The organism is Klebsiella sp. 28, from assembly GCF_018223905.1.
In the GTDB taxonomy this organism is placed as follows: domain Bacteria; phylum Pseudomonadota; class Gammaproteobacteria; order Enterobacterales; family Enterobacteriaceae; genus Klebsiella; species Klebsiella pneumoniae.
Map to the genome: position 1 here is coordinate 34,531 of NZ_JAGRQY010000018.1, position 25,788 is coordinate 60,318.

General features: G+C 53.8%; 24 protein-coding genes. 1 reads left to right on the forward strand and 23 read right to left on the reverse strand.

Features of this window, described 5'->3' with window-relative positions; genetic code table 11:
- Positions 1–20: 20 nt before the first annotated feature.
- The 23 genes from KHQ28_RS03175 to asnC all read right to left on the reverse strand — a co-directional run bounded on the left by KHQ28_RS03175 (position 21) and on the right by asnC (position 24,644).
- Positions 21–740, reverse strand: a complete 720-nt coding sequence (locus KHQ28_RS03175) for a glucosamine-6-phosphate deaminase (RefSeq protein ID WP_004901614.1) — start codon at positions 738–740, stop codon at positions 21–23.
- Positions 741–789: 49 nt separating this feature from the next.
- The gene (locus KHQ28_RS03180) at positions 790–1,956 is read right to left on the reverse strand and encodes an alpha/beta hydrolase-fold protein (protein ID WP_004145104.1); all 1,167 of its coding nucleotides are present in this window, start codon (positions 1,954–1,956) and stop codon (positions 790–792) included.
- Between the two features lie 38 nt (positions 1,957–1,994).
- Positions 1,995–3,629, reverse strand: coding sequence for a carbohydrate porin (locus KHQ28_RS03185; protein WP_004173840.1), 1,635 nt, complete (start codon positions 3,627–3,629; stop codon positions 1,995–1,997).
- A 477-nt stretch (positions 3,630–4,106) separates the two neighbouring features.
- Positions 4,107–4,832 (reverse strand): phosphate signaling complex protein PhoU, encoded by a 726-nt coding sequence (gene phoU, locus KHQ28_RS03190; protein WP_004145007.1) that lies wholly within the window; start codon positions 4,830–4,832, stop codon positions 4,107–4,109.
- Positions 4,833–4,882: 50 nt separating this feature from the next.
- The gene (gene pstB, locus KHQ28_RS03195; protein ID WP_004145006.1) at positions 4,883–5,656 is read right to left on the reverse strand and encodes a phosphate ABC transporter ATP-binding protein PstB; all 774 of its coding nucleotides are present in this window, start codon (positions 5,654–5,656) and stop codon (positions 4,883–4,885) included.
- A gap of 47 nt (positions 5,657–5,703) precedes the next feature.
- On the reverse strand, positions 5,704–6,594 hold the full coding sequence (gene pstA, locus KHQ28_RS03200; protein WP_004151547.1) for a phosphate ABC transporter permease PstA: 891 nt from the start codon (positions 6,592–6,594) through the stop codon (positions 5,704–5,706).
- On the reverse strand, positions 6,594–7,553 hold the full coding sequence (gene pstC / locus KHQ28_RS03205; protein ID WP_004145004.1) for a phosphate ABC transporter permease PstC: 960 nt from the start codon (positions 7,551–7,553) through the stop codon (positions 6,594–6,596). The genes pstA and pstC overlap by 1 nt, the downstream gene beginning before the upstream one ends.
- A 128-nt stretch (positions 7,554–7,681) precedes the next feature.
- The gene (gene pstS, locus KHQ28_RS03210; protein WP_004150308.1) at positions 7,682–8,722 is read right to left on the reverse strand and encodes a phosphate ABC transporter substrate-binding protein PstS; all 1,041 of its coding nucleotides are present in this window, start codon (positions 8,720–8,722) and stop codon (positions 7,682–7,684) included.
- A gap of 336 nt (positions 8,723–9,058) precedes the next feature.
- Positions 9,059–10,888: a glutamine--fructose-6-phosphate transaminase (isomerizing) gene (gene glmS / locus KHQ28_RS03215; protein ID WP_008806727.1), complete on the reverse strand. Its 1,830-nt coding sequence runs from the start codon at positions 10,886–10,888 to the stop codon at positions 9,059–9,061.
- A 184-nt stretch (positions 10,889–11,072) separates the two neighbouring features.
- A complete protein-coding gene (gene glmU / locus KHQ28_RS03220) occupies positions 11,073–12,443 on the reverse strand; it encodes a bifunctional UDP-N-acetylglucosamine diphosphorylase/glucosamine-1-phosphate N-acetyltransferase GlmU (protein WP_004173839.1) in 1,371 nt (456 codons plus the stop codon).
- Positions 12,444–13,140: 697 nt separating this feature from the next.
- Positions 13,141–13,560 (reverse strand): F0F1 ATP synthase subunit epsilon, encoded by a 420-nt coding sequence (locus KHQ28_RS03225; protein WP_001251971.1) that lies wholly within the window; start codon positions 13,558–13,560, stop codon positions 13,141–13,143.
- A 20-nt stretch (positions 13,561–13,580) separates the two neighbouring features.
- The gene (atpD, locus tag KHQ28_RS03230; RefSeq protein WP_004144997.1) at positions 13,581–14,963 is read right to left on the reverse strand and encodes a F0F1 ATP synthase subunit beta; all 1,383 of its coding nucleotides are present in this window, start codon (positions 14,961–14,963) and stop codon (positions 13,581–13,583) included.
- 26 nt (positions 14,964–14,989) lie between these two features.
- Positions 14,990–15,853 carry a F0F1 ATP synthase subunit gamma gene (gene atpG, locus KHQ28_RS03235; RefSeq protein ID WP_004144996.1) on the reverse strand — a complete coding sequence of 288 codons (864 nt, stop codon included), beginning with the start codon at positions 15,851–15,853 and terminating at the stop codon, positions 14,990–14,992.
- 50 nt (positions 15,854–15,903) lie between these two features.
- Positions 15,904–17,445, reverse strand: coding sequence for a F0F1 ATP synthase subunit alpha (atpA, locus tag KHQ28_RS03240; protein ID WP_004144995.1), 1,542 nt, complete (start codon positions 17,443–17,445; stop codon positions 15,904–15,906).
- Between the two features lie 12 nt (positions 17,446–17,457).
- Complete coding sequence (gene atpH, locus KHQ28_RS03245) at positions 17,458–17,991, reverse strand: F0F1 ATP synthase subunit delta (protein ID WP_004144994.1); 534 nt, start codon at positions 17,989–17,991, stop codon at positions 17,458–17,460.
- A 14-nt stretch (positions 17,992–18,005) separates the two neighbouring features.
- A complete protein-coding gene (gene atpF, locus KHQ28_RS03250) occupies positions 18,006–18,476 on the reverse strand; it encodes a F0F1 ATP synthase subunit B (protein WP_004107293.1) in 471 nt (156 codons plus the stop codon).
- Between the two features lie 50 nt (positions 18,477–18,526).
- A complete protein-coding gene (gene atpE / locus KHQ28_RS03255; protein WP_000429386.1) occupies positions 18,527–18,766 on the reverse strand; it encodes a F0F1 ATP synthase subunit C in 240 nt (79 codons plus the stop codon).
- A 49-nt stretch (positions 18,767–18,815) separates the two neighbouring features.
- Complete coding sequence (atpB, locus tag KHQ28_RS03260; protein ID WP_004151552.1) at positions 18,816–19,631, reverse strand: F0F1 ATP synthase subunit A; 816 nt, start codon at positions 19,629–19,631, stop codon at positions 18,816–18,818.
- A 7-nt stretch (positions 19,632–19,638) separates the two neighbouring features.
- Positions 19,639–20,019 carry a F0F1 ATP synthase subunit I gene (gene atpI, locus KHQ28_RS03265; protein WP_004144991.1) on the reverse strand — a complete coding sequence of 127 codons (381 nt, stop codon included), beginning with the start codon at positions 20,017–20,019 and terminating at the stop codon, positions 19,639–19,641.
- A gap of 616 nt (positions 20,020–20,635) precedes the next feature.
- Positions 20,636–21,259, reverse strand: coding sequence for a 16S rRNA (guanine(527)-N(7))-methyltransferase RsmG (rsmG, locus tag KHQ28_RS03270; protein WP_004151554.1), 624 nt, complete (start codon positions 21,257–21,259; stop codon positions 20,636–20,638).
- Positions 21,260–21,374: 115 nt separating this feature from the next.
- A complete protein-coding gene (gene mnmG / locus KHQ28_RS03275) occupies positions 21,375–23,264 on the reverse strand; it encodes a tRNA uridine-5-carboxymethylaminomethyl(34) synthesis enzyme MnmG (protein WP_032418239.1) in 1,890 nt (629 codons plus the stop codon).
- 381 nt (positions 23,265–23,645) lie between these two features.
- On the reverse strand, positions 23,646–24,086 hold the full coding sequence (mioC, locus tag KHQ28_RS03280) for an FMN-binding protein MioC (protein ID WP_004144988.1): 441 nt from the start codon (positions 24,084–24,086) through the stop codon (positions 23,646–23,648).
- Positions 24,087–24,185: 99 nt separating this feature from the next.
- A complete protein-coding gene (gene asnC, locus KHQ28_RS03285) occupies positions 24,186–24,644 on the reverse strand; it encodes a transcriptional regulator AsnC (protein WP_002882510.1) in 459 nt (152 codons plus the stop codon).
- A gap of 151 nt (positions 24,645–24,795) precedes the next feature.
- Here asnC and asnA point away from each other — a divergent pair, with 151 nt between their 5' ends.
- Positions 24,796–25,788: an aspartate--ammonia ligase gene (asnA, locus tag KHQ28_RS03290; RefSeq protein WP_002882514.1), complete on the forward strand. Its 993-nt coding sequence runs from the start codon at positions 24,796–24,798 to the stop codon at positions 25,786–25,788.

Genomic DNA, 25,788 nt, shown 5'->3' on the forward strand with positions numbered 1-25,788 from the left:
GGAATAGAACTAGCGGCTTTTTATTGCTGCAATTCCGCCGCCGCCGCTTTATCGGCAATAATCACCAGTGAAGGGTGCAATTTGAGCACTGAAGCCGGCACCTGCACGCTGACCGGACCTTCCACCACTTGCTTTAACGCGTGCGCTTTTGCCGCACCGCTGACAATTAGCAATAAATTTTTCGCCGCCATCACGCTTCTCGGCCCCATGGTGACATAGCTGTCTGGTACTGCCGAGATATCCCCGCCCATCTCGCTGTTAGCGATAAGAGCAATCATTTCCCCATGAATCGGCACTTCGACCGTCTGATCATGAAAGCGGGTGGTATTCGGCAGGTTGCCGCAAAAATGGCCGTCGGCCCCCAGCCCCAACACCATCAGATCCAGACCGCCAGCCTCTTCCAGCTGGCGATCGTGCTGAGCGGCGTTGTCCAGCGTCAGCTTGTGAATGTTCTCTTCTTTGATCTGCGCCGGGGTAAAAAACAGCTGGCGCAAATTAGATATCGTGACGCCTTCTCGCGACTGGCCGCGAAAAGGGATCTCATCGAAGTTGTAATAGTGCACCCGATCATAGAATGCTTTGCCTTTCACGGCGGCGGTCAAATGCTCATACATCCGCTTTGGCGTGCTCCCCGCCGTCACCGCCAGATTCACCCGCCGCGGCGCCGTGATATAGCCCAGAACATGATGGCTGGCGACCAGGCTCATCTCTTCATAATCTTCGGTCACAATCATTTTCATCTTGTCGTCCTTCACAAGCACAAAACGGGGGCTGAAGGCCCCCTAAAGGTTATTTAAACAGTTTTTGCACAAACTCGGCGTAGGCCGGGCGCCAGACGTCCATTTCATGGTTCAGGCCGGGATACTGGTGGTAATCAAATTTAATCTGCTGTTTTTCCAGCTCGCTTTTCAGACCAGCAATGTCTTTACCGGTCACAGAATCTTTTTCCCCGACGACCACGGTAAAGTTACGTAGCTGCTTATTGATCGCGTCAGGCTGCTTCAGCTGCGCTTCCACGCCGGCATTCGGCACCGTGGTAGTCGTAACACCGCTAAAGGTGGCGAGCCAGCCAAAGCTCTCCAGATGATTCATTCCGGAAACCAGCGCCTGATAACCGCCCTGCGAGAGGCCCGCCAGCGCCCGACCGTCGGCATCTTTACGCACGTTAAATCGGGCATCGATCAGCGGAATAATATCCTGCATGAGCTCTTTATCCGCCGCCTGCGCATTAAGTGGATAGAAGGTTTTGCGCCGCTCCTGCGGCGGGAAGTTTTCCGCGACCGCTTCCGGGATATCGGTTTCGGTATCCGGGACCACCACCAGCATCGGCTTAATCTTGCCCTCCGCCAGCAGGTTATCCATGATTTGCGGGATCCGCCCCTGATCGATGGCCGACAGGCCGCTGTCGCCAAAGCCATGATAGAAATAGAGCACCGGCAGCGGATCGCCGGTTCCGCTATAGCCCGGCGGCGTCCAGACATAGAGACGACGTTCGGCGTTCAGAGCCTTCGAGTGATAGGTGAGGGTGCGCAGATCGCCATGCGCAACCTCCCGATCGTCAAGAATACTGCCCGGCACCAGAATCAAACTGGTGTTCACCTGGCGCTGCGGCTTCTGATAGCGGCTGCCGGTATCTACCGAGCGGAAGCCATCCACATCGAAATAGTATTCATAGAGATTGGGCTTCATCGGCTCGCTTTTCCATGTCCAGACTCCGTCCGCTGCTTTGGTCATGTCGTGCGAGACAAAGGAGTCCGGCGTGGCGCCAGTCACTATCGAGACCCGCCGGGCATCAGGGGCAAACAAGCGGTACGTGATACTCTTATCCGCGTTAACCTGGGTGATAAAGTGGCTCACCGGCAGGCTTGGGTCCGGCATCGCGGGTAATGGCGCCGCCTGGAGGGTAAACGCCGCGCCCGCCAGCGCCAGGGCGAAATAAATTGCATGTCGTTTCATCGTTGTTCCTCTTTCGTTGTGTCCGTTCAGTTATCGTCTTACCACCAGATTTCCGCCTGCGCCCCCACGGCAAACTGATCGTTCTTCCCGTCTTCAAAAATGCTGGTGGTATTATTCGCGGCCTTATCCAGGTCAATATCCTTCGCTTTAATATAGGTGGCATAGAAACGAATTTCTGGGCGCGAGGTCAGCATACTGGTATTGACTTTGAAGGTATGGAACAGCGTGGTCTTGTAGCCGGACTCGTTATATTTCTTGCCGGTAACATCTTTGTTTTGCTGTTTGAAGTACCCCAGCTCGACGCCGGTCTGGTTATATTTATCCCAGATATAAGCCGGTCGCAGAACCGTACGGATAGATTCAAAATCGGAGTGGACCCCGGTTTCGTAGCTATAGACGTCGTTACCAAAAGAGTAGACGATGGCATTCGCCATAATAACGTCATCGCGTAAATAGGTTTCCCCCTGCGAGGTTAAGCGCACGGCGGTGCCATTGGTATGATCGCCATAATAGCGGCCATTAAAGGTGGTATAGGGGCTGGATCCGGCATAGCGTGAGAAGCTGCTGGCAATAGAGTTATTGGCCAGTAAGAAAGAGAATTCGTTAAAGCCGCCGTTAGCAAATTTCTGCGTTAACGAGGTACCAGCCATCCAGGTATCTTTCCACGGATAATAACCTTCATTGCCCTCTTTATATTTCTCAGAGGAACTTTGGTTGGCGGCGACATAGCGTCCGCTAACCATCAGGCTGGCTTTATCCCACAGCGGAATCTCTTTGTAGCGAACGTCCAGGGTGTTGGTGTTAATTTGCTGCTTATTGCTTAAAGAACGGTCATAATCATCGACATCTTCGCGAATCAACGCGATATCGAATTTCCCGGCGCCCACCTGCCAGTTTTCCAGCCCTACGCCGGCCGCCGCATCGGTTCTCTGCGTTTTCCAGTCCAGCATCTGGATTTCAATTTTTGGCGCCCCGTGTTTGCCGACCCAGAAATCGGCTTCCGGCGCAAACGGCAGGAACCCTTTGGTGTTAACATACATATCCGAGAATTGAATGTAGTTTTCGCCGCCGGCATTGTCACCAAACCAGCCAGTGGAATACTGCTGGCCGACGTTCCCGTCGAGCATCACGATGGCGTCGACGCGTTTATCGCCTTCCTGAAACACCCGCTGCTTCAGCTGCAGATCGAACCAGCCGGAATATTCATTGCCCAGGCGGCCAAGCGAACCGATCGCCCATGATTTTGGCGAGCCGTGCGAGGCGGTCCCCCAGCCGGAACGGAAGTAGCCGTTATAGCTAAAGCCAATTTCATCTTTCACGAACTTGCTAAAGTCTTTCAGCGTCATCGCGCTGTAGGCTGGCGCGCCATCGGTGACAGGTTGTTGATTTTTAACCAGCACCGCATCCGGTTTAACCGCCGTTTTCGGCCCGGCGGTCGCCCCCCCGGTCTTGCGCTTCTGACCTTCCGCAGGAGGAGACCATGAGGCCCAAATCTGGTCTCTTTTTCTTTCCTGGTCCTGATATTTTTTGAGCTCTTTTTGCGTGTCTTTGAGCGCTTTTTCCAGCAGCTCAAGCCGTTGTTCCACCGTCAACTGGCTCGCTAGCAGATTAGTTGAATAACAAAGTGGCGCCAGCAAGACTATCGCCGAAGCGATCCTGTTTTTTCTCATCATAATATTCCCTTATATAATCATTGGCGTAAATAAAACACGACAACAACCCTATTCCGTGCCGGTGCTAATAGCCGTATCCATACCATTTGACGTCGCGGCGGCTGTTATTTTTGCGGTTAGACAAAAACAAAAAAACCTGAAGAAGACCATCTGCCTTAGCAGATAATCCTCTTCAGGTTTTGCCCGCGCATCGCGGTAGCAACCCTCATTCAGCCATTATTGGCCCGCATAAAACAAAAAACCTGATATCGACCCCAGGAGCAATATCAGGTTTTGCCTGCTGTCGCAGTCACAATCCGTTTAAACCATCCTGAGCGTTAAAACTCAGTGAGTGGCAGCTGATTGTTACGCGATAAAATGAATAACTCAAACGGGCAGATTGTTAATTGTGACGATAATCTCAGCAATCTCGCTGCCGCGGGGTAAAACATATCTAATTCTGATAAATCCATTTACCAGAATTAGACAGAATGATTATTACTCTTTCGGATCTTTGCCAGCGAGCAGTTTATCCAGCTCATCGCCGCCAACGTGACGGAAATCCTGACCTTTGACGAAGTAGAAAATATATTCGCAGATATTCTGGCAGCGGTCGCCGATACGCTCGATGGAGCGCGCGCAGAACAGCGCGGTCAGGACGCTGGGGATAGTGCGCGAGTCTTCCATCATGTAGGTCATCAGCTGACGCACGATGCCTTCATACTCCTGGTCGACTTTCTTATCTTCGCGATAGATACGTACCGCTTCGTCGAGATCCATACGCGCAAACGCATCCAGTACGTCATGCAGCATCTGCACCGTGTGGCGGCCCAGCGATTCGAGGCTCACCAGCAGCGGCTGGTGCTGCTGGGAAAACTTCTCCAGCGCGGTGCGGCAGATTTTATCCGCCACGTCGCCAATGCGTTCCAGCTCAGCGATAGTCTTGATGATCGCCATCACCAGGCGCAGGTCGCTGGCGGTCGGCTGGCGCTTGGCGATGATGCGTACGCACGCTTCATCGATAGCCACTTCCATCATGTTGACCTGCTTGTCGCCGTCGATGACGCGTTTCGCCAGATCGCTGTCCTGGTTATGCATGGCGGTGATGGCATCAGAGAGCTGCTGTTCCACCAGCCCACCCATGGTCATCACCTGGGTGCGGATATACTCCAGTTCAGCGTTGAACTGGCCGGAAATATGTTTGTTAAGATTTAGGTTGTCCATGGTGTCTCCTGATTGCCCAACTGGTGAGAGCCTGAAAGCACAAGGGCAAATCAACCGTAGCGGCCAGTAATATAATCTTCAGTTTGTTTCTTCGCGGGCTTAGTGAACAGGTCATCCGTGTTGCTGAACTCAATCAGCTCGCCAAGATACATAAATGCCGTATGGTCGGAGCAACGCGCAGCCTGCTGCATGTTGTGAGTCACGATAACGACGGTGTAGTCCTGTTTCAGCTCGGTGATCAGCTCTTCGATACGCCCGGTGGAGATCGGGTCCAGCGCGGAGCACGGCTCATCAAGCAGCAGCACTTCCGGGCGGATCGCGATACCTCGGGCAATGCACAGACGCTGCTGCTGACCACCGGAGAGAGAATACCCGCTCTGGTGCAGTTTATCTTTGGTTTCGTTCCATAATGCGGCTTTGGTCAGCGCCCACTGCACGCGCTCGTCCATATCGGCACGGGACAGCTTTTCAAACAGGCGCACGCCGAAGGCGATATTGTCGTATATGGACATCGGGAACGGCGTTGGTTTCTGGAACACCATGCCAACCTTAGCGCGCAGCAGGGCAATATCCTGGGTGTTAGTCAGAATGTTGTCGCCATCCAGCAGGATCTCACCTTCCGCGCGCTGCTCCGGATACAGTTCAAACATCTTGTTGAACGTGCGCAGCAGGGTGGATTTACCACAGCCTGACGGACCGATAAACGCCGTCACCTGGTTTTTGGTGATATCCAGGTTGATGTTCTTCAGGGCATGGAATTTGCCGTAGTAGAAGTTCAGGTTACGAACTGAAATCTTACCCGGAGCTGTATTCACCATACTCATCTCAATCTCTTCCTCATTCAGCGCAGCAGTTGCTGCGCTGCAAAAAATTAACCGTGTTTCTTCTTGGCGAAGATAACGCGCGCCAGGATGTTCAGCAGCAAGACGCACAGGGTGATAATCAATACCCCGGCCCATGCCAGTTGCTGCCACTCCGCAAACGGACTCATGGCAAATTTGAAAATGGTCACCGGCAGGTTGGCAATCGGCTGCATCATGTCGGTGCTCCAGAACTGGTTGGACAGCGCGGTGAACAGCAGCGGCGCCGTTTCCCCGGCGATACGGGCGATAGCCAGCAGGATCCCGGTCATAATCCCTGAGACGGAGGCTTTCAGGGTGATCGCCGAGATCATCTTCCACTTCGGCGTCCCCAGCGCATAGGCCGCTTCACGCAGGCTATCCGGCACCAGCTTCAGCATGTTTTCGGTGGTACGAATAACGATAGGCACCTGCAGCAGCGCCAGCGCGATAACGCCCGCCCAGCCCGAGAAGTGCTGCATCTGCGCCACCACAATGGTGTAGACGAACAGACCCACCACGATAGACGGCGCGGAAAGCAGAATGTCGTTGATAAAGCGGATGATTTCCGCCAGCACCGACTTGCGGCCATACTCCGCCAGATAAATTCCGGCGAGGATACCCAGCGGCGTACCAAATACGGTTGCCCACAGGATCAGCAGGCCGCTGCCGGCGAGGGCGTTAGCCAGCCCACCGCCCGCCGTATTCGGCGGCGGCGTCATTTCGGTGAACAGCGCCAGACTCATGCCGTCGAAACCGCGGGTTATCGTCGCCATCAGGATCCAGATAAGCCAGAACAAACCAAACGCCATAGTCGCCATCGACAGCGCCAGAGCGATACGGTTCTTCATGCGGCGTTTGGCCTGCATCTTGCGACGGGACTCCGCCAGTTCGGCGGTAGTTTGCAATTCAATGGTCGCCATTAGCGTGCCCCCTCATTCTTCGCGAGGCGCATAATCATAAACTTCGACGCGGCCAGAACGATAAAGGTGATAACGAACAGGATCAGGCCCAGCTCCATCAGCGCCGCCACGTGCAGGCCGGTTTCCGCTTCGGCGAACTCATTAGCCAGCGCGGAGGTAATACTGTTCCCCGGCATATACAACGAGATGCTGTCGAGCTGGTAGGTGTTGCCGATGATAAAGGTGACCGCCATGGTTTCACCCAGCGCGCGGCCCAGACCGAGCATCACCCCGCCGATCACCCCATTCTTGGTGAACGGTAAGACAATGCGCCAGATCACCTCCCAGGTGGTGCAGCCGATGCCATAGGCCGACTCTTTCATCATCACCGGGGTCTGTTCGAAAACATCGCGCATGACCGCGGCGATGTAAGGGATGATCATGATGGCCAGAATGACGCCAGCGGCGAGAATACCGATACCAAACGCCGGGCCGGCAAACAGCGCGCCGACGAACGGGATGGTCGACAGAACGTTGCCGACCGGCTCCTGGAAGTAAGTCGCAAACAGCGGGGCGAAAATAAACAGGCCCCACATGCCGTACACGATGCTCGGGATTGCCGCCAGCAGCTCAATCGCAATGCCCAGCGGACGCTTGAGCCAGGCGGGGGACAATTCTGTCAGAAACAGCGCGATGCCGAAGCTCACCGGAACGGCGATCAGCAGCGCGATAAAAGAGGTGACCAGGGTTCCGTAAATCGGGACCAGCGCGCCGAAGATCTCGTTAGGCGCATCCCACTCTTTGGTCCACAAAAAGGCAAAGCCAAACTTTTGAATGCTCGGCCAGGAAGAGATGATCAGGGAAACGATGATGCCGCCCAGCATCAATAGCACAATCAGCGCAGCCAGTTTTACCAGCGCACTGAAAATCATGTCACCCTTTTTCCCCGGAGGGGTAAATGCAGGCTTGGTTGCAGCCATAGATTACTCTTTACGTATTAAAACTTGTTCGAATAAATGCCCGGTGGCGTTGGCTCCCGGGCCTACAGTCTGAACCGTAGGGCGGGCAGCGCCTGAACGCCCCCGCCATCTTCGTCAAAAATCTACTGTTAGTACAGCGCTTTACCGCTGCTGTCTTTGACGTTGGTTTTCCATGCCGCGCGAACCTGCTCTACCACGCTTTCCGGCAGCGTCGCGTAATCCAGCGCATTCGCTTCTTTCCCGCCGTTTTTATACGCCCAGTCGAAGAACTTCAGCACTTCAGCGGTCTGTTCCGGCTTGTTCGTCGCCTTATGCACCAGGATGAAGGTGGTTGAGGTGATCGGCCATGCATTTTCGCCTTTCTGGTTGGTCAGGTCCTGAGCGAAAGACTTGCTCCAGTCAACGCCTTTTGCGGCGTTAGCGAAGTTGTCTTCAGTCGGGCTAACCGGCTTGCCGTCGGCAGAGACCAGTTTGGTGTAGGCCAGGTTGTTTTGCTTAGCGTAAGCGTATTCGACGTAACCAATCGAGCCCGGCAGACGCTGAACAAAGGCGGCGATACCATCGTTGCCTTTACCGCCCAGACCGGTTGGCCAGTTTACGGTAGAGCCGGCGCCGATTTTCGATTTCCACTCTTCATTCACTTTGGACAGGTAGCTGGTGAAAACGAATGAGGTACCTGAACCATCGGCGCGGCGGACCACGGCGATGTTCTGCGACGGCAGCTTCAGGCCCGGGTTGAGCTTAGCGATCGCTTCGTCATCCCATTTTTTAATTTTACCCAGGTAGATATCACCGAGGGTTTTGCCATCCAGCACCAGCTCGCCGGATTTCACGCCAGGCAGGTTAACCGCCAGTACCACGCCGCCAATCACAGTGGGGAACTGGAACAGACCTTCCTGGGTCAGTTTGTCATCAGCCAGCGGAGCATCAGAAGCACCGAAATCAACGGTGTTGGCAATAATCTGCTTAACGCCACCAGAGGAACCAATACCCTGGTAGTTCACTTTATTGCCGGTTTCTTTCTGATAGGTATCAGCCCATTTGGCATACACCGGCGCAGGGAAAGTTGCGCCTGCGCCAGTCAGGCTTGCTGCTGCGAAGGCAGAGAAAGCGCTCATCGATAAGGTCGCGGCGACAACTGTTGCGACGGTGGTACGCATAACGTTCATAATGTCTCCTGCTGGGATTCGTAAATCATTGTTTCGAGGCTATGGTGAGCAAAATAGGTCAAAGAGGTGACAGTAAAATGTACGAATTATGACAGTTTTATGACAGGCCGGGAGAGTGGATTTTACGCCAAATAATACGCTTATAACTCAGATGGTTATCTTTAATCATGACCGTGCAATGACAAAATAATTTTCTTTTTATGACGGCGAAATCGGACCGTAAAACGATCGTTTGTCATCTACCGCCAGCCAAAATATTGCGCACGTAATCGATGGAAAACAGCAGGTGCAAATAAAAAGGGCCGCCGTCGGCAGCCCTTTGCAGGATAGGATGCTTTACTCAACCGTTACCGATTTCGCCAGGTTACGCGGCTGGTCAACGTCAGTGCCTTTGATCAGCGCGACGTGATAAGCCAACAGCTGCAGCGGAACCGTATAGAAGATAGGGGCGATGGTCTCTTCCACATGCGGCATCTCAATGATGTGCATGTTATCGCTACCGTTGAAGCCGGCTTCACCGTCGGCGAAGACGTATAGTTCACCGCCGCGGGCACGAACCTCTTCGATGTTGGATTTCAGTTTTTCCAGCAGTTCGTTGTTCGGCGCCACCACGATCACCGGCATTTCCGCATCAATCAGCGCCAGTGGGCCGTGCTTAAGCTCGCCCGCCGCATAGGCTTCCGCGTGAATGTAGGAGATCTCTTTCAGCTTCAGCGCCCCTTCCATAGCGATCGGATACTGATCGCCACGGCCAAGGAACAGCGCATGGTGCTTATCAGAGAAGCGCTCTGCCAGCTGCTCAATACGCTTGTCCTGGGAGAGCATCTGCTCGATACGGTTCGGCAGAGCCTGAAGGCCGTGCACGATATCATGCTCGATAGACGCATCCTGACCTTTCAGTCGCGCCAGTTTCGCCACCAGCATCAACAGCACGGTTAGCTGAGTGGTAAAGGCTTTGGTTGAGGCCACGCCGATTTCCGTTCCGGCTTTGGTCATCAGCGCCAGATCGGACTCGCGCACCAGCGACGAGCCCGGCACGTTGCAGATGGCCAGCGAGCCGAGATAGCCCAGCTCTTTCGACAGACGCAGCGCCGCCAGGGTATCGGCGGTTTCACCGGACTGGGAGAGGGTGATCATCAGGCTATTGCGACGCACTGCGGACTTGCGATAGCGGAATTCCGAGGCGATTTCCACATCGCACGGGACGCCGGCTAACGCTTCGAACCAGTAGCGGGAAACCATCCCGGAGTTATAGGAAGTCCCGCAGGCAACTATCTGAATATGTTCAACCTGAGCCAGCATTTCATTGGCGTTCGGCCCCAGTTCGCTGAGATCCACTTCGCCATGGCTGATGCGCCCGGTCAGGGTGTTCTTAATCGCGTTCGGCTGCTCGAAAATCTCTTTCTGCATATAGTGGCGGTAGATACCTTTATCGCCAGCGTCATACTGCAGATTGGATTCGATCTCCTGGCGTTTCACTTCCGCGCCGGATTTATCGAAAATCACCACCGAGCGGCGAGTGACTTCGGCAATATCGCCCTCTTCGAGGAAGATAAAGCGGCGGGTAACTGGCAGCAATGCCAGCTGGTCGGAGGCGATAAAGTTTTCACCCATCCCCAGGCCAATCACCAGCGGGCTACCGGAGCGGGCCGCCAGCAGAGTTCCCGGGTCACGGGTATCCATGATCACCGTACCGTAAGCGCCGCGCAGCTGCGGGATAGCGCGCAGGACGGCTTCACGCAAGGTACCGCCTTGTTCCAGCTCCCAGTGCACCAGATGGGCAATAACTTCGGTATCGGTCTCGGTGACGAAGACATAGCCGCGAGACTGCAGCAGGGCGCGCAGCGGCTCATGGTTTTCGATGATCCCATTATGGACCACCACAATGTGTTCAGAAACATGCGGATGCGCATTGCTCTCAGACGGTTCGCCGTGCGTCGCCCAACGAGTATGGGCGATCCCGGTACCACCGTGTAACGGTTGCTCTTCTACCGCCTGAGCCAGCATCTGAACTTTACCCAGGCGACGCACGCGGGTCATATGACCTTCGCTGTCGACCACTGCCAGACCGGCAGAGTCATAGCCACGGTATTCCAGACGACGTAAACCTTCGAGAAGGATTTCAGCAATATCACGCTGCGCGACTGCGCCAACAATTCCACACATAGTTAAATTTCCTGATAATGGCGATATGCCATGCGTTGTCGCTGACCTGTATTTGCCCGTTTTCCGGGCGCCCCGAGCCTTGTAGAGAGTGGGGTTATTGTTATGGTACTGCCTGCGGACGGGGATCTATGTTGACCCTCTCATCCTGGTTCGCCGGGGAAAATTTCCCCGGCGATAATCCAAATTATTTCTTCTTCACCGGACGCTGCCAGCCCTGTTTGTGGACCTGCGGTACGCGGCTCAACACCAGCTCGTTATCGGCGATATTGCGCGTAACGGTGGTGCCGGCGGCGATAGTAACGCCATTGCCTACCGTGACTGGCGCCACCAGCTGGGTATCCGAGCCGACAAAGACATCATCGCCAATAATCGTTTTATGCTTGTTCGCACCATCGTAGTTGCAGGTGATGGTGCCCGCGCCGATATTGACGTTATCGCCAATCTCCGCATCGCCCAGATAGGTCAGATGACCCGCCTTGGAGCCTTTCCCGAGACGCGCTTTTTTCATTTCCACGAAGTTACCAACGTGGGCGCCTTCCAGCAGTTCGGCGCCCGGGCGCAGACGGGCAAATGGACCGATGGTGCAGGCTGCCTGCAGCTGGGCATCTTCCACCACGCTGTAGGGGCTAATTTCGCAGTCATCGCCGATGGTGCTGTTTTTGATCACGCAGCCGGCGCCGATTTTCACTCGATCGCCCAGCACCACGTTGCCTTCCAGAATAACGTTAGTATCGATCTCTACATCGCGCCCGTGCTGCAGCGTACCGCGCAGATCGAAACGCGCCGGATCGCGCAGCATCACGCCCGCCAGCAGCAGCTTTTCCGCCTGCTCCGCCTGGTAGACGCGCTCCAGGCGCGCAAGCTGCAGGCGGTTGTTGACGCCTTCGACTTCGCTCAGGCGCTGCGGATGCACTGCGACGATCTGGTGTCCTTCCTGGTGCGCCATGGCGATGATATCGGTGATGTAGTATTCGCCCTGAGCGTTGTTATTGGTGAGTTTCGCCAGCCAGCGCTTTAGATCCGCTCCGCCGGCGATCAGGATCCCGGTGTTGATTTCCTGGATCTGGCGCTGGGCCTCGCTGGCATCTTTGTGCTCAACGATGCCCGTCACCTGGCCATTTTCACGGGTAATGCGGCCATAGCCGGTTGGGTCATCCAGCTTCACCGTTAACAGACCAATCCCACCCTGTGGTTTCGCGGCGCGCAGGCGCTGTAGCGTCTCAACGGAGATCAGCGGCACGTCGCCATAGAGCATCAGGATGTCTTCATCATCATTGAAGAATGGCGCCGCCTGCTGCATAGCGTGCCCGGTTCCGAGCTGCTCGGCCTGCAGCACCCAGTTCAGGTTGTCTTCATGCAGAGTCTGACGCAGCAGATCGCCGCCGTGGCCATATACCAGGTGTACCGCACATGCGCCTAAATCGTTAGCGGCATCAATGACATGCTGCACCATTGGCTTCCCGGCCAGGGTATGCAGCACCTTAGGAAGATCGGAATACATGCGGGTCCCTTTGCCTGCAGCAAGGATAACCACGCTCATCGCACTATTTGACATACTCATCCTGACGGTAGTTAGAACGAAAAGTAAAAGCCTTTCACGTTGAAATTTCTACATATTTTTCATCATAAAACGAGACGTGGAGAAAACGTCCAGGCTCACTGTTTTACCCCATTTTATGACGCTATTTTTAACCACTGCAAATCAGTTTAACGCTGAAAAAGGAGGGCGGGGTGGAGAATCATTAACTATCTCACTGCTTTTGCTGTTTTTTCGCCACCTGAATAAAGCCGCAGCGGCAGGCGTTTATCAGCACCCACAGCGGGAAGAACCAGGATAAATATTCGCCAGTCGCTGGCGGGGGAGGGCGGTAAAGTGATGGATGCTATCCATAAAAAACGAAAGGCCACCTATCAGGTGACCTTCTTTTCCCGGTTTCACATTGCCAGTGTTGTCGTTTTGATGGGCGATACGTCGTGTCAGCGGGCGAGATAGCGCGGAGCTTAGAAGCTCAGGACGCTAAATTTAGCGATGATTTTATGGAACAGTTTCATGATGATTTCCTGACGCAGGTGCAGTTTATAACGCTCTTTTTTTGTGATATACATCACATAAAAAGAGTTTACGCCTCCTCATTTAACTAATCAATAACAATTAAGGGTGAATGCTGTTTTCACTTCATCCGCTCGTCAGCAGCGGGCAATAAAAAAAGCCAGCCTGGAACCCAGACTGGCTTTTTACGTTCAAGCCGGTGTTACATCGCTTTTTTGGTCAACTCGATAACGCGCAGTTTAGCGATCGCTTTGGCCAGTTCCGCAGACGCCTGAGCGTAATCCACATCGCCGTGAGAGCTCTTAATGTGCTCTTCCGCTTTGCGTTTCGCTTCCAGCGCTCGCGCTTCGTCGAGGTCCTGACCGCGAATTGCGGTATCCGCCAGGACGGTCACGCTGCCAGGCTGCACTTCAAGAATGCCGCCGGACAGATAGATAAACTCTTCATGACCGTGCTGTTTAACGATGCGAATCATACCAGGCTTAATGGCGGTGAGCAGCGGCGCGTGGCCCGGGTAAATACCCAGTTCACCTTCGCTACCCGTTACCTGGATTTTTTCGACCAGACCAGAGAACATTTGTTGCTCTGCGCTGACGACGTCCAGGTGGTAAGTCATTGCCATATCACCCTCCGATTAAGGCGTTAAAGTTTTTTGGCTTTTTCCACGGCTTCGTCGATGGAACCGACCATGTAGAACGCCTGCTCTGGCAGGTGATCGTATTCGCCTTCCATGATGCCTTTAAAGCCACGGATGGTGTCTTTCAGCGCCACGTATTTGCCCGGAGAACCGGTAAAGACTTCTGCCACGAAGAACGGCTGGGACAGGAAGCGCTGGATCTTACGCGCGCGAGCTACCACCAGTTTGTCTTCTTCAGACAGTTCGTCCATACCGAGGATGGCGATAATGTCTTTCAGTTCCTGATAACGCTGCAGGATGGACTGAACGCCACGCGCGGTGTCGTAGTGTTCCTGACCAACAACCAACGGATCCAGCTGACGGCTGGTGGAATCCAGCGGGTCAACGGCCGGGTAGATACCCAGGGATGCGATCTGACGGCTCAGTACTACGGTTGCATCTAAGTGAGCAAAGGTAGTGGCTGGGGATGGGTCAGTTAAGTCATCCGCCGGTACGTATACCGCCTGTACGGAGGTGATAGAACCGGTTTTGGTGGAGGTGATACGTTCCTGCAGAACGCCCATCTCTTCCGCCAGGGTCGGCTGATAACCTACCGCTGAAGGCATACGACCCAGCAGCGCGGATACTTCAGTACCGGCCAGGGTGTAACGATAGATGTTATCGACGAACAGCAGTACGTCACGACCTTCGTCACGGAATTTCTCAGCCATGGTCAGGCCGGTCAGCGCAACGCGCAGACGGTTTCCCGGCGGCTCGTTCATCTGGCCGTACACCAGGGATACTTTATCGATAACGTTGGAGTCGGTCATTTCGTGGTAGAAGTCGTTACCCTCACGAGTACGCTCACCTACGCCCGCAAACACAGAGTAACCGGAGTGCTCGATCGCGATGTTACGGATCAGCTCCATCATGTTTACAGTTTTACCTACACCCGCACCGCCGAACAGACCAACTTTACCGCCCTTCGCGAACGGACACATCAGGTCGATAACTTTGATGCCGGTTTCCAGCAGTTCCTGAGAGCTGGACAGCTCTTCATAGGACGGTGCCGCGCGGTGGATAGCCCAACGCTCTTCTTCGCCGATGTCGCCTTTCATGTCAACCGGTTGACCCAGTACGTTCATGATACGACCCAGCGTTGCTTTACCTACCGGGACTTCGATCGGGTGCTCGAGGTCTTTTACATCCAGACCGCGGCGCAGACCATCAGAAGAACCCATGGCGATGGTACGTACGATACCGCCGCCCAGCTGCTGCTGAACTTCCAGCACCAGAACTTCATTACCATTCTGTACCTCAAGGGCTTCGTACACGCGTGGTACGGCATCCTGAGGGAACTCGACGTCGACCACGGCGCCGATTACCTGGACAATCTTTCCAGTAGCCATCTTAAATCCTCTACGAAATAACCTGGTTAAACCGCGGCGGCCCCCGAGACGATCTCGGTGAGTTCCTGAGTAATGCTGGCCTGACGAGCTTTGTTGTATACCAACTGCAGCTCTTTAATCAGGCTGCCGCCATTATCGGTCGCGGCTTTCATCGCCACCATACGGGCGGCCTGCTCGCTGGCCAGGTTTTCAACCACGCCCTGATAAACCTGAGATTCGACGTAGCGGCGCAGGAGGGTATCCAGCAGCGCTTTCGGATCGGGCTCATACAGGTAATCCCAGGATTTACGTTTCAGATCAGCATCTTCTGATGCCGGTAACGGCAGCAGCTGAGTGATCGTCGGAACCTGAGACATGGTGTTAATAAATTTGTTGCTGACAACGTACAGCTTGTCCAGACGGCCTTCATCATAGGCCTGCAACATCACTTTTACCGGGCCGATCAGTTCGGACAGGGATGGGTTATCCCCCATACCGGTCACCTGTGCAACCACGTTGCCGCCCACGGAGTTAAAGAAAGAAACGCCCTTAGAGCCGATCATTGCGAGGTCGCACTGAACGCCTTTATCGGACCATGCTTTCATTTCCGCCAGCAGTTTCTTGAACAGGTTAATGTTCAAGCCGCCGCACAGACCACGGTCGGTCGACACCACCAGGTAGCCCACGCGCTTAACGTCGCGTTCTTCCAGGTAAGGGTGCTTATATTCCAGATTACCGTTCGCAAGGTGACCAATCACTTTGCGCATAGTATCTGCGTAAGGACGGCTGGCCGCCATGCGCTCCTGCGATTTACGCATTTTGGAAGCGGCGACCATCTCCATCGCTTTAGTGATCTTTTGCGTGTTCTGGACGCTTGCGATCTTACTACGTATCTCTTTTGCGCCGGCCATGAGCTTCTCCTCAATGCCTTGCGGCCTGCCCTAAGACAGACCGCCAGACGTTACCAGGACTGGGTTGCTTTGAAGGAATCGAGGATGCCTTTCAGCTTGCCTTCGATTTCGTCGTTATAGCCACCGGACTGGTTAATCTCTTGCATCAGCGGAGCGTGATCACGGTCGACGTAAGCCAGCAGAGCGGCTTCGAAGCTACCGATTTTCGCCAGTTCTACATCAGCCAGGTAACCACGTTCTGCTGCGAACAGAACCAGAGACTGCTGCGCGACGGACATCGGCGCATACTGTTTCTGTTTCAGCAGCTCGGTCACTTTCTGACCGTGGTCCAGCTGTTTGCGGGTTGCATCGTCAAGGTCGGATGCAAACTGGGAGAACGCCGCCAGTTCACGATACTGCGCCAGCGCGGTACGGATACCACCGGACAGTTTCTTCATGATCTTGGTCTGCGCTGCACCACCAACACGGGATACGGAGATACCCGGGTTAACCGCAGGACGAATACCGGCGTTAAACAGGTTGGTTTCCAGGAAGATCTGACCATCGGTAATAGAGATTACGTTGGTCGGAACGAATGCGGAAACGTCACCCGCCTGCGTTTCGATAATCGGCAGCGCGGTCAGAGAACCGGTTTTCCCTTTCACTTCACCTTTGGTGAAGGCTTCAACGTATTCGGCGTTAACACGCGCAGCACGCTCCAGCAGACGAGAGTGGAGGTAGAATACGTCGCCCGGGAACGCTTCACGTCCAGGCGGACGACGGAGCAGCAGGGAGATCTGGCGATAAGCAACAGCCTGTTTAGACAGATCATCGTAAACGATCAGCGCATCTTCACCGCGGTCGCGGAAGTATTCGCCCATTGCGCAACCAGCGTATGGCGCCAGGTATTGCAGTGCAGCAGATTCAGATGCAGTCGCTACCACTACGATGGTGTTAGCCAGCGCGCCGTGCTCTTCCAGTTTACGCACCACGTTAGAGATGGTGGACGCTTTCTGACCGATAGCGACATAGACGCACTTGATGCCGGAATCACGCTGGTTGATGATGGCATCGATAGCCAGCGCAGTTTTACCGGTCTGACGGTCGCCGATGATCAGTTCACGCTGACCACGACCGATTGGGATCATGGCGTCAACGGATTTGTAACCGGTCTGTACCGGCTGATCGACGGACTGACGTTCGATTACGCCCGGCGCGATCGCTTCAACGGCGGAGAAACCGTCATTTTCCAGCGGACCTTTACCATCAATTGGCGCGCCCAGGGTGTTAACCACGCGGCCCAGCAGGCCACGGCCTACCGGAACTTCCAGGATACGGCCAGTACATTTCACCTTCATGCCTTCGGCGAGGTCAGCGTACGGACCCATTACCACCGCACCTACGGAGTCGCGCTCCAGGTTCAGTGCGATAGCGTAACGGTTACCCGGCAGGGAGATCATCTCGCCCTGCATACATTCGGCAAGGCCGTGGATGCGGATAACACCGTCACTTACAGAAACAATAGTACCTTCGTTATGAGCTTCGCTCACAACATTGAACTGAGCAATGCGCTGCTTGATCAGTTCGCTGATTTCGGTGGAATTCAGTTGCATGCTCCAGTCCCCTTAAGACTGCAAGACGTCTGCAAGGCGCTCAAGACGGCCGCGTACGCTGCCATCAATGACCATATCACCCGCACGGATGATAATACCTGCCATAACAGACTTATCGATTTTGCAATTCAGCTTAACTTTGCGTGACAGACGTTTTTCCATCGCGCTGACGATCCTGGCAAGCTGTTCATCACTCAGTTGGTTGGCAGATATTACTTCTACCTCTGCGATGGCCTCACTGGCCGCGCGCAGGTGAATGAATTGCTCAAGAACGTCCGGGAGCACCTTCAGACGATTATTTTCCGCCATCACCTTAATCAGGTTCTGGCCATTTTCGTCGAGTTGCTCGCCGCAGATAGCGATAAACGCTTCTGAGAGCGTTTCCGGCGCCAAAGCACCGGAGAGAAGCTCTGCCATTTGGTCGTTTTTGGTCACTTCGGCGGCAAACGCCAGCATATCCTGCCAGCGTTCAACACTGTTGTGTTCGACGGCAAAGTCAAAAGCTGCTTTGGCGTAGGGGCGAGCTACCGTTACAAATTCAGACATCAGCCCCTCCCTCCTTACAGTTCAGCGACAAGTTTATCCACGATGTCGCTGTTAGCAGCTTCATCCACGGAACGTTCGATGATCTTCTCGGCGCCAGCAACAGCCAGGATAGCGACCTGCTTACGCAGCTCCTCGCGTGCACGTTTACGCTCAGCATCAATTTCAGCCTGCGCTTGTGCAACGATTTTGGTGCGTTCCTGTTCTGCTTCAGCTTTAGCTTCGTCCAGAATCTGAGAGCGGCGCTTGTTCGCCTGCTCAATGATTACCTGGGCTTCCGCTTTCGCTTTTTTCAGCTGGTCGGTCGCGTTGGCCTGTGCAAGGTCCAAATCTTTCTTAGCGCGTTCTGCAGAAGCTAAACCGTCAGAAATCTCTTTCTGGCGTTTTTCGATGGCAGCCATTAAAGGCGGCCATACGTATTTCATGCAGAACCATACGAAGATAACAAACGCGATGGCCTGGCCGAGGATTGTTGCGTTCATGTTCACAGCACAATACCTCTTTAATTAACTCTGTGGCTTAGGTTTCTAACAACTTACTACGCGACGGCGAACATCACGTACAGACCCAGACCTACAGCGATCATCGGGATAGCATCCACCAGACCCATAACGATAAAGAACTGAGTACGCAGCAGAGGGATCAGATCCGGCTGACGCGCTGCGCCTTCCAGGAATTTACCTCCGAGGATGCCGATACCGATCGCAGCACCGATTGCCGCCAGACCCATCATCACAGCGGCAGCCATGTACAGCAGATCCATATTCAGGTTTTCCATGACAGTCTCCAGTTTGTTTCAGTTAAAACGTAGTAGTGTTGGTAAAAAATCAATGCTCTTCAGATGCCATCGACAGATAGACAATCGTCAGAACCATGAAGATGAAGGCTTGCAGCGTAATAATCAGGATGTGGAAAATGGCCCAAGGCACATTCAGAACCCACTGTGACCACCACGGCAACAGACCAGCAATCAGAATGAAAATCAGCTCACCGGCATACATGTTGCCGAACAGTCGCAGACCGAGAGAGACCGGTTTGGACAGCAGGCTTACCCCTTCAAGGATTAAGTTGACAGGAATGAACGCCCAGTGATTGAACGGCTGCATGGTCAGTTCTTTAACGAACCCACCAACGCCTTTCATTTTGATGCTGTAGAAAATAATCAGGATGAACACGCCAAGCGCCATCGACAGGGTGATGTTCACGTCGGCAGACGGAACCACGCGCAGTGCTGGCAGGCCGAAAATGTGTTCGCCGATATAAGGAAGCAGGTCGATTGGCAGCAGGTCCATCAAGTTCATCAGGAAGACCCAGACGAACACGGTCAGCGCCAGCGGCGCGATAACCTTGCTCTTGCCATGGTACATGTCTTTGACGCTGCCATGGACGAAGCCGATGATCATTTCGATGAAGGTTTGGAATTTCCCTGGTACGCCGCTGGTCGCTTTCTTAGCAACGCTACGGAACATGGCAAGGAACAGCAGACCGAGAACCACCGAGAAGAACATGGAGTCAATGTTGAGCGTCCAGAAGGTGGCTGTGTGGTTGTGCGGATCCACCAGCGAGAATGTACGCAGGTCCAACTGAAGGTTGTTCAGATGGTGTCCTATGTAATCCTGCGGCGTCATATTTTCTGAAGCCATGATGCCTTTACCCTTTGTTGTTAATTACAGCTGGCGCCAGAACTTGTACCACCAGCACCAAAACCCACGTCACGATCAGTGGCAAAAATACCACTTTTAAAACGGCCAGCGCCACCGCCAGAAGGGCGAAGGTCAGCAACACCTTGAAGGCTTCACCGAAGGCGAAGGTCCAGGCCACACGGCCTTTTGCTGGTGTATGCGCCTGATGACGCCAGGCAAAAATTATAAACATCAGATTTGGCAAGACCACTGCCAAACCGCCGCATACAGCGGAAATGCCCCAGAAGGGGTCTTTGAGGCTGAACAGCAGTCCACTTGCCATTACTGCCAGTAACTGAATAAACAGAAGCTTGCGAGCAACGTTTCGACTCAAGAGCGACACTGACATCACGTTTTTACTCCTGCTCCCTTTGAGGTATGTCGCGTGTCGTATAAAACGTCCTTTAAGACGAAGAGTCAAGCATCAAAAAGCGGACAAATTATACGGTGACGCCCCGTGATTTCAAACAATAAGTAGCAAAATAGTGAATAAATGTTTAATTATTTTCCAACGGACAACTTTCCGTGCATTTCAGCGTTCTGTGAGCGGTCATACAAAACTGCAAATAACGAGGAAACACGGCAATTAAAGCGTGCATCAGATCACATAATAAACATTTCAAGCGCCCTTTAATGAATCAAGGACATAAAACACTATTTTTCATGCTTTTGATATTCAAGATAAAAAGTGAGGACATTATCTAAAACAACCTCACATACAATAAAAACCTTTTATTGACATTTATAATAAAAATTTAACATCACTATGCTGCTCATCATTGTCGATTTTTAGCACCCTGATATTTTCAAAGTTGACTATTTTGTCAGTGAATCACTTACGCTAAGTTAACTGCAAGAAAAGCCTTAGTAAAAACAAGGTTAAATGCAGCCCGTTAATATCGGGGGACGTCCTTTATTTTTGTAACATGCGCGGGCCACATTTTTTCCACATTTTTTGATAAAAATTAACTCGATTTTGGCTTAATCACCACCAGGTGCCGCTCCCCTTCCAACCGAGGAACATGCAGCTCAATCACCTCGACAATGTCATACCCTTCCGGCAGACTTTCCATTTCTTCTTTTTGCGCTAACCCTTTGAGCGCATAGAAGTGACCATTCGCTGCCGGCAGATGATGGCACCAGCTCACCATATCATTAAGCGATGCGAAAGCGCGGCTTATCACGCCATCAAACGGCGGCTCGGCCGGGAAGGCTTCCACGCGGCTCTGCACCGGGGTGACGTTATCCAGCTTCAGCTCGTGCTGCACCTGACGCAGGAAGCGCACGCGCTTGCCAAGGCTGTCCAGCAGGGTGAAATGTGACTCCGGACATACGATGGCCAACGGGATCCCCGGCAACCCCGGGCCCGTACCAACATCGATAAAGCGCGAGCCCTGCAGATAAGGCGCCACGATGATGCTGTCGAGAATATGACGCACCAGCATCTCATTCGGATCGCGAACGGAGGTCAGGTTATAGGCTTTGTTCCACTTATCGAGCAGTCCGACGTAAGCCACCAGCTGATTTTTCTGGTGATCGGTGAGCGAAATACCCGCTTCATCCAGCAGACGAGAAAGTTTGTTGAGCACGGTAAGTACCTTCAAAAAATAATGAGCCCGGAGGCGCTAACGCTTACCGGGCTATGAATGATAAAGGCGAACGCTGATTATGCAACTGGGAAATCAGCGCGGCAGGCAGCCGCAATCAGGCGCTGCGGCGCAGCATCCCCTGCTTTTTCAGCCAAACCAGCAAAATAGAGATCGCCGCCGGGGTGATCCCGGAGATACGTGACGCCTGCCCTATCGACGACGGTTTATGGTCGTTCAGTTTGGCAATCACCTCGTTAGACAGCCCAGTGACCTGGCGGTAGTCGAGGGTCGCTGGCAGCAAGGTATTCTCATTGCGCTGTTGTTTCTCAATCTCATCCTGCTGGCGCGCGATATAGCCCTCATACTTCACCTGGATCTCTACCTGTTCAGCCGCCTGACGATCTTCCAGTCCCGGGGTGAATGGCGAGAGTTGAACCAGCTGTTCGTAGGTCATTTCCGGACGACGCAGCAGATCTTCGCCGCTGGCTTCACGCGACAACGGCGCGGTCAGGTGAGCGTTCACTTCGTTGGCGCTCTCTGCCTGCGGATTCACCCAGGTGGATTTCAGACGCTGGCGTTCACGTTCGATGCTTTCCAGCTTCTCGTTGTAGCGCGCCCAGCGTTCGTCATCCACCAGACCCAGCTCGCGCCCCTGTTCGGTCAAACGCAAATCGGCGTTGTCTTCGCGCAGCATCAGACGATATTCAGCGCGGGAAGTAAACATGCGGTACGGTTCTTTGGTACCCAGGGTGCAGAGGTCATCTACCAGCACGCCGAGGTAAGCCTGATCGCGACGCGGCGCCCAGCCCTCTTTTTCCGCAGAGAAGCGGGCGGCGTTAAGTCCGGCCAGCAGCCCCTGAGCCGCCGCCTCTTCATAACCGGTGGTACCGTTGATTTGGCCGGCGAAGAACAGACCCTGAATAAATTTGCTCTCAAGCGTTGGCTTCAGATCGCGCGGGTCGAAGAAATCGTACTCAATAGCGTAGCCTGGACGGACGATCCGCGCATTCTCCATCCCCTGCATCGAGCGGACGATTTGCATTTGCACATCAAAGGGCAGGCTGGTGGATATACCGTTCGGATAAATTTCGTTTGAGGTCAGTCCTTCCGGCTCGAGGAAGATCTGATGCTGGTTGCGATCGGCAAAGCGCATGACTTTGTCTTCGATCGACGGGCAATAGCGAGGTCCGATCCCTTCGATCACTCCAGCGTACATAGGACTGCGATCGAGGTTATTGCGGATCACATCGTGGGTTTTCTCGTTAGTGTGGGTGATATAGCACGGTACCTGGCGCGGATGCTGATCCGCGGATCCCATGAACGAGAAGACCGGTATCGGGTTATCGCCATGCTGCTGCGCCAGCACGCTGAAATCGATGGTGCGCGCGTCAATACGCGGCGGAGTACCGGTTTTCAGACGACTTACGCGCAGAGGCAATTCACGCAGACGACGAGACAGCGGGATAGACGGCGGATCGCCGGCGCGGCCGCCGCTGTAGTTGTCCAGACCAATATGGATTTTGCCGTCAAGGAAGGTCCCGACGGTCAGCACCACCGCTTTAGCGCGGAATTTGAGGCCCATCTGGGTGACGGCGCCCACGACGCGATCGTTTTCGACAATCAGATCTTCAACCGCCTGCTGGAAGATCATCAGGTTCGGCTGGTTCTCCAGCGCGGTACGTACTGCCTGACGATAAAGCACGCGGTCAGCCTGGGCGCGGGTGGCGCGCACTGCCGGTCCTTTGCTGGCGTTTAGTATCCTAAACTGAATGCCCGCCTGATCGATCGCTTTGGCCATCAAACCGCCGAGCGCATCCACTTCTTTTACCAGGTGTCCTTTCCCAATGCCGCCAATCGCCGGGTTGCAACTCATTTGCCCCAGCGTGTCGATATTGTGTGTCAAAAGCAGGGTTTGTTGACCCATACGCGCTGCGGCCATTGCGGCCTCAGTGCCTGCATGACCCCCGCCAATGATAATGACGTCAAAAGGATCCTGATAAAACATGGTGGTCTGCCTCGCATAAAGCGGTATGAAAATGGATTGAAGCCCGGGCCGTGGATTCTACTCAACTTTCGTCTTTCGAGAAAGACTCCGGGATCCTGAGTATTAAAAAGAAGATCTTTATATAGAGATCTGTTCTATTGTGATCTCTTATTAGGATCGACTCACTTTGTGGATAAGTCGGATCCGCGAAGTAAGATCAAAAGCTTAAGAAGGATCACTATCTGTGAATGATCGGTGATCCTGGTCCGTATAAGCTGGGATCAGAATGAAGGGTTATGCACAGCTCAAAAACCATACTACGGTTATTCTTTGGATAACTACCGGTTGATCCAAGCTTTTAAGCATTGTTATCCACAGAAGATCGGACGATCTTTACAATTCTCAGAGCAAATTTTTCCAGGATCCCAGCCAGATTTCCGCTGGATCCTCCGGAATTTCGTGTTCAAGGACGTTGATCTTGAGCGTCTCACCGATCTGTTTTGCCCCGCAGGCCTTCAGCGCCGCTTCTAATTTATCGATCGCGCCGCAAAAGGTGTCGTATTCGCGGCTGCCGATCCCTATAGCGCCAAAGCGCACGGCGGAAAGATCGGCCTGCTTCTCCTGCAGCGCGTCATAGAAGGGAACCAGGTTGTCGGGAATGTCGCCGGCGCCATGGGTGGAAGAGATAATTAACCAGATCCCTTGCGCCTGCAGATCGTCCACCAGCGGACCGTGCTGGATTTCAGTGCTATAGCCGGCTTCTTCCAGCTTTTCAGCCAGATGCTCTGCTACATATTCCGCACTGCCCAGGGTGCTGCCGCTGATAAGTGTAATGTCTGCCATAGATCGCCGATCGCCCGCTCAACTGTTCAGAGTGGCGTATTGTACGCTGTGAGCGAGCTGGGATCTACCTGTGGAAAAATGTGGGATTAAAAAAAGCGATCAGGGCTTGATGGTGCGCATGATCGGGTTCTGCAGCACGATCAGAGTTTCAGTGGACTGAATTTCATCGATTGTTTGGATCTTGTTGATAAGTACCTGCTGCAGAGCATCGATGGATTTACACATCACCTTAATAAAGATGCTGTAGTGGCCGGTGGTGTAGTAAGCCTCGGTGACCTCCTCCAGACTTTCCAGGCGGGCGAGGGCGGAGGGATAGTCTTTGGCGCTTTTTAAAATAATGCCGATGAAGCAACCGACGTCGTAGCCCAGCTGCTTGGGGCTGACGTCAATGCGCGCGCCGGTAATGATACCCGCCTGCTTCATCTTTTCGACGCGCACGTGAATGGTACCCGGGCTGACGCTGAACTGTTTGGCCAGTTCGGCATAGGCGGTACGGGCGTTGGCCATCAGCGCATCAAGAATGCCGCGGTCCAGATTGTCGATCTGATAATTTTCCATATCTTTTTCTTATGAAGTTTGAGGGTTCTTACTATTTTAGCGCCATATTTTAATGAATTAAAAGTTGATGCGCCTTTTTATTGATTGATTATTGTATTTCCGCCCTGTTTTGTTGCTTAATCAATGGCAACAGGACGCAGGAGTCATAAAAATGAAAACCGCATATATCGCAAAACAACGCCAGATCAGTTTCGTTAAATCCCACTTTTCCCGTCAGCTGGAAGAGAAGCTTGGCCTGATTGAAGTCCAGGCGCCAATCTTAAGCCGCGTGGGCGATGGGACGCAGGATAACTTGTCCGGCTGCGAGAAAGCGGTTCAGGTAAAAGTGAAAACACTGCCCGACGCCCAGTTCGAAGTGGTTCATTCGCTGGCGAAGTGGAAGCGTCAAACCCTGGGACAACACGACTTCAGCGCGGGCGAAGGGCTGTACACGCACATGAAAGCCCTTCGCCCCGATGAAGACCGTCTGACGCCTATCCATTCCGTCTATGTTGACCAGTGGGACTGGGAGCGCGTGATGGGGGATGAAGAGCGTCACGTCGGCACCCTGAAGGCAACCGTCGAGGCGATCTACGCCGGGATCAAAGCCACCGAGCTGGCGGTCAGCCAGGAGTTTGGCCTGACGCCGTTCCTGCCGGAACAGATCCATTTTGTTCACAGCCAGGAGCTGCTGAGCCGCTATCCGGAGCTTGATGCCAAAGGTCGTGAGCGGGCTATTGCCAAAGAGCTGGGCGCCGTCTTCTTAATTGGTATCGGCGGCAAACTAGCTGATGGCAAGCGCCACGACGTGCGTGCGCCGGATTATGATGACTGGAGTACTGAGGTTTCTGAAGGTTTTGCCGGCCTGAACGGCGATATCCTGGTGTGGAACCCGGTGCTGGAGGATGCGTTCGAGATCTCCTCTATGGGGATCCGCGTTGACGCCGAGGCGCTAAAGCGCCAGCTGGCGCTGACCGGCGATGAAGATCGCCTGAAACTGGAGTGGCACCAGGCGCTGCTGCGCGGCGAGATGCCGCAGACTATCGGCGGCGGCATTGGCCAGTCTCGTTTGACGATGCTGTTGCTGCAGCTTGACCATATCGGTCAGGTGCAGTGCGGCGTATGGCCGGCGCAGGTTCGCGAAAGCGTTTCCGCGCTGCTGTAA

Coding starts and splice junctions, on each gene's coding strand:
- KHQ28_RS03175 (WP_004901614.1), bottom strand. CDS start 740: ATGAAAATGATTGTGACCGAAGATTATGAAGAGATGAGCCTGGTCGCC.
- KHQ28_RS03180 (WP_004145104.1), bottom strand. CDS start 1,956: ATGAAACGACATGCAATTTATTTCGCCCTGGCGCTGGCGGGCGCGGCG.
- KHQ28_RS03185 (WP_004173840.1), bottom strand. CDS start 3,629: ATGATGAGAAAAAACAGGATCGCTTCGGCGATAGTCTTGCTGGCGCCA.
- phoU (WP_004145007.1), bottom strand. CDS start 4,832: ATGGACAACCTAAATCTTAACAAACATATTTCCGGCCAGTTCAACGCT.
- pstB (WP_004145006.1), bottom strand. CDS start 5,656: ATGAGTATGGTGAATACAGCTCCGGGTAAGATTTCAGTTCGTAACCTG.
- pstA (WP_004151547.1), bottom strand. CDS start 6,594: ATGGCGACCATTGAATTGCAAACTACCGCCGAACTGGCGGAGTCCCGT.
- pstC (WP_004145004.1), bottom strand. CDS start 7,553: ATGGCTGCAACCAAGCCTGCATTTACCCCTCCGGGGAAAAAGGGTGAC.
- pstS (WP_004150308.1), bottom strand. CDS start 8,722: ATGAACGTTATGCGTACCACCGTCGCAACAGTTGTCGCCGCGACCTTA.
- glmS (WP_008806727.1), bottom strand. CDS start 10,888: ATGTGTGGAATTGTTGGCGCAGTCGCGCAGCGTGATATTGCTGAAATC.
- glmU (WP_004173839.1), bottom strand. CDS start 12,443: ATGTCAAATAGTGCGATGAGCGTGGTTATCCTTGCTGCAGGCAAAGGG.
- KHQ28_RS03225 (WP_001251971.1), bottom strand. CDS start 13,560: ATGGCAATGACTTACCACCTGGACGTCGTCAGCGCAGAGCAACAAATG.
- atpD (WP_004144997.1), bottom strand. CDS start 14,963: ATGGCTACTGGAAAGATTGTCCAGGTAATCGGCGCCGTGGTCGACGTC.
- atpG (WP_004144996.1), bottom strand. CDS start 15,853: ATGGCCGGCGCAAAAGAGATACGTAGTAAGATCGCAAGCGTCCAGAAC.
- atpA (WP_004144995.1), bottom strand. CDS start 17,445: ATGCAACTGAATTCCACCGAAATCAGCGAACTGATCAAGCAGCGCATT.
- atpH (WP_004144994.1), bottom strand. CDS start 17,991: ATGTCTGAATTTGTAACGGTAGCTCGCCCCTACGCCAAAGCAGCTTTT.
- atpE (WP_000429386.1), bottom strand. CDS start 18,766: ATGGAAAACCTGAATATGGATCTGCTGTACATGGCTGCCGCTGTGATG.
- atpB (WP_004151552.1), bottom strand. CDS start 19,631: ATGGCTTCAGAAAATATGACGCCGCAGGATTACATAGGACACCATCTG.
- atpI (WP_004144991.1), bottom strand. CDS start 20,019: ATGTCAGTGTCGCTCTTGAGTCGAAACGTTGCTCGCAAGCTTCTGTTT.
- mnmG (WP_032418239.1), bottom strand. CDS start 23,264: ATGTTTTATCAGGATCCTTTTGACGTCATTATCATTGGCGGGGGTCAT.
- mioC (WP_004144988.1), bottom strand. CDS start 24,086: ATGGCAGACATTACACTTATCAGCGGCAGCACCCTGGGCAGTGCGGAA.
- asnC (WP_002882510.1), bottom strand. CDS start 24,644: ATGGAAAATTATCAGATCGACAATCTGGACCGCGGCATTCTTGATGCG.
- asnA (WP_002882514.1), top strand. CDS start 24,796: ATGAAAACCGCATATATCGCAAAACAACGCCAGATCAGTTTCGTTAAA.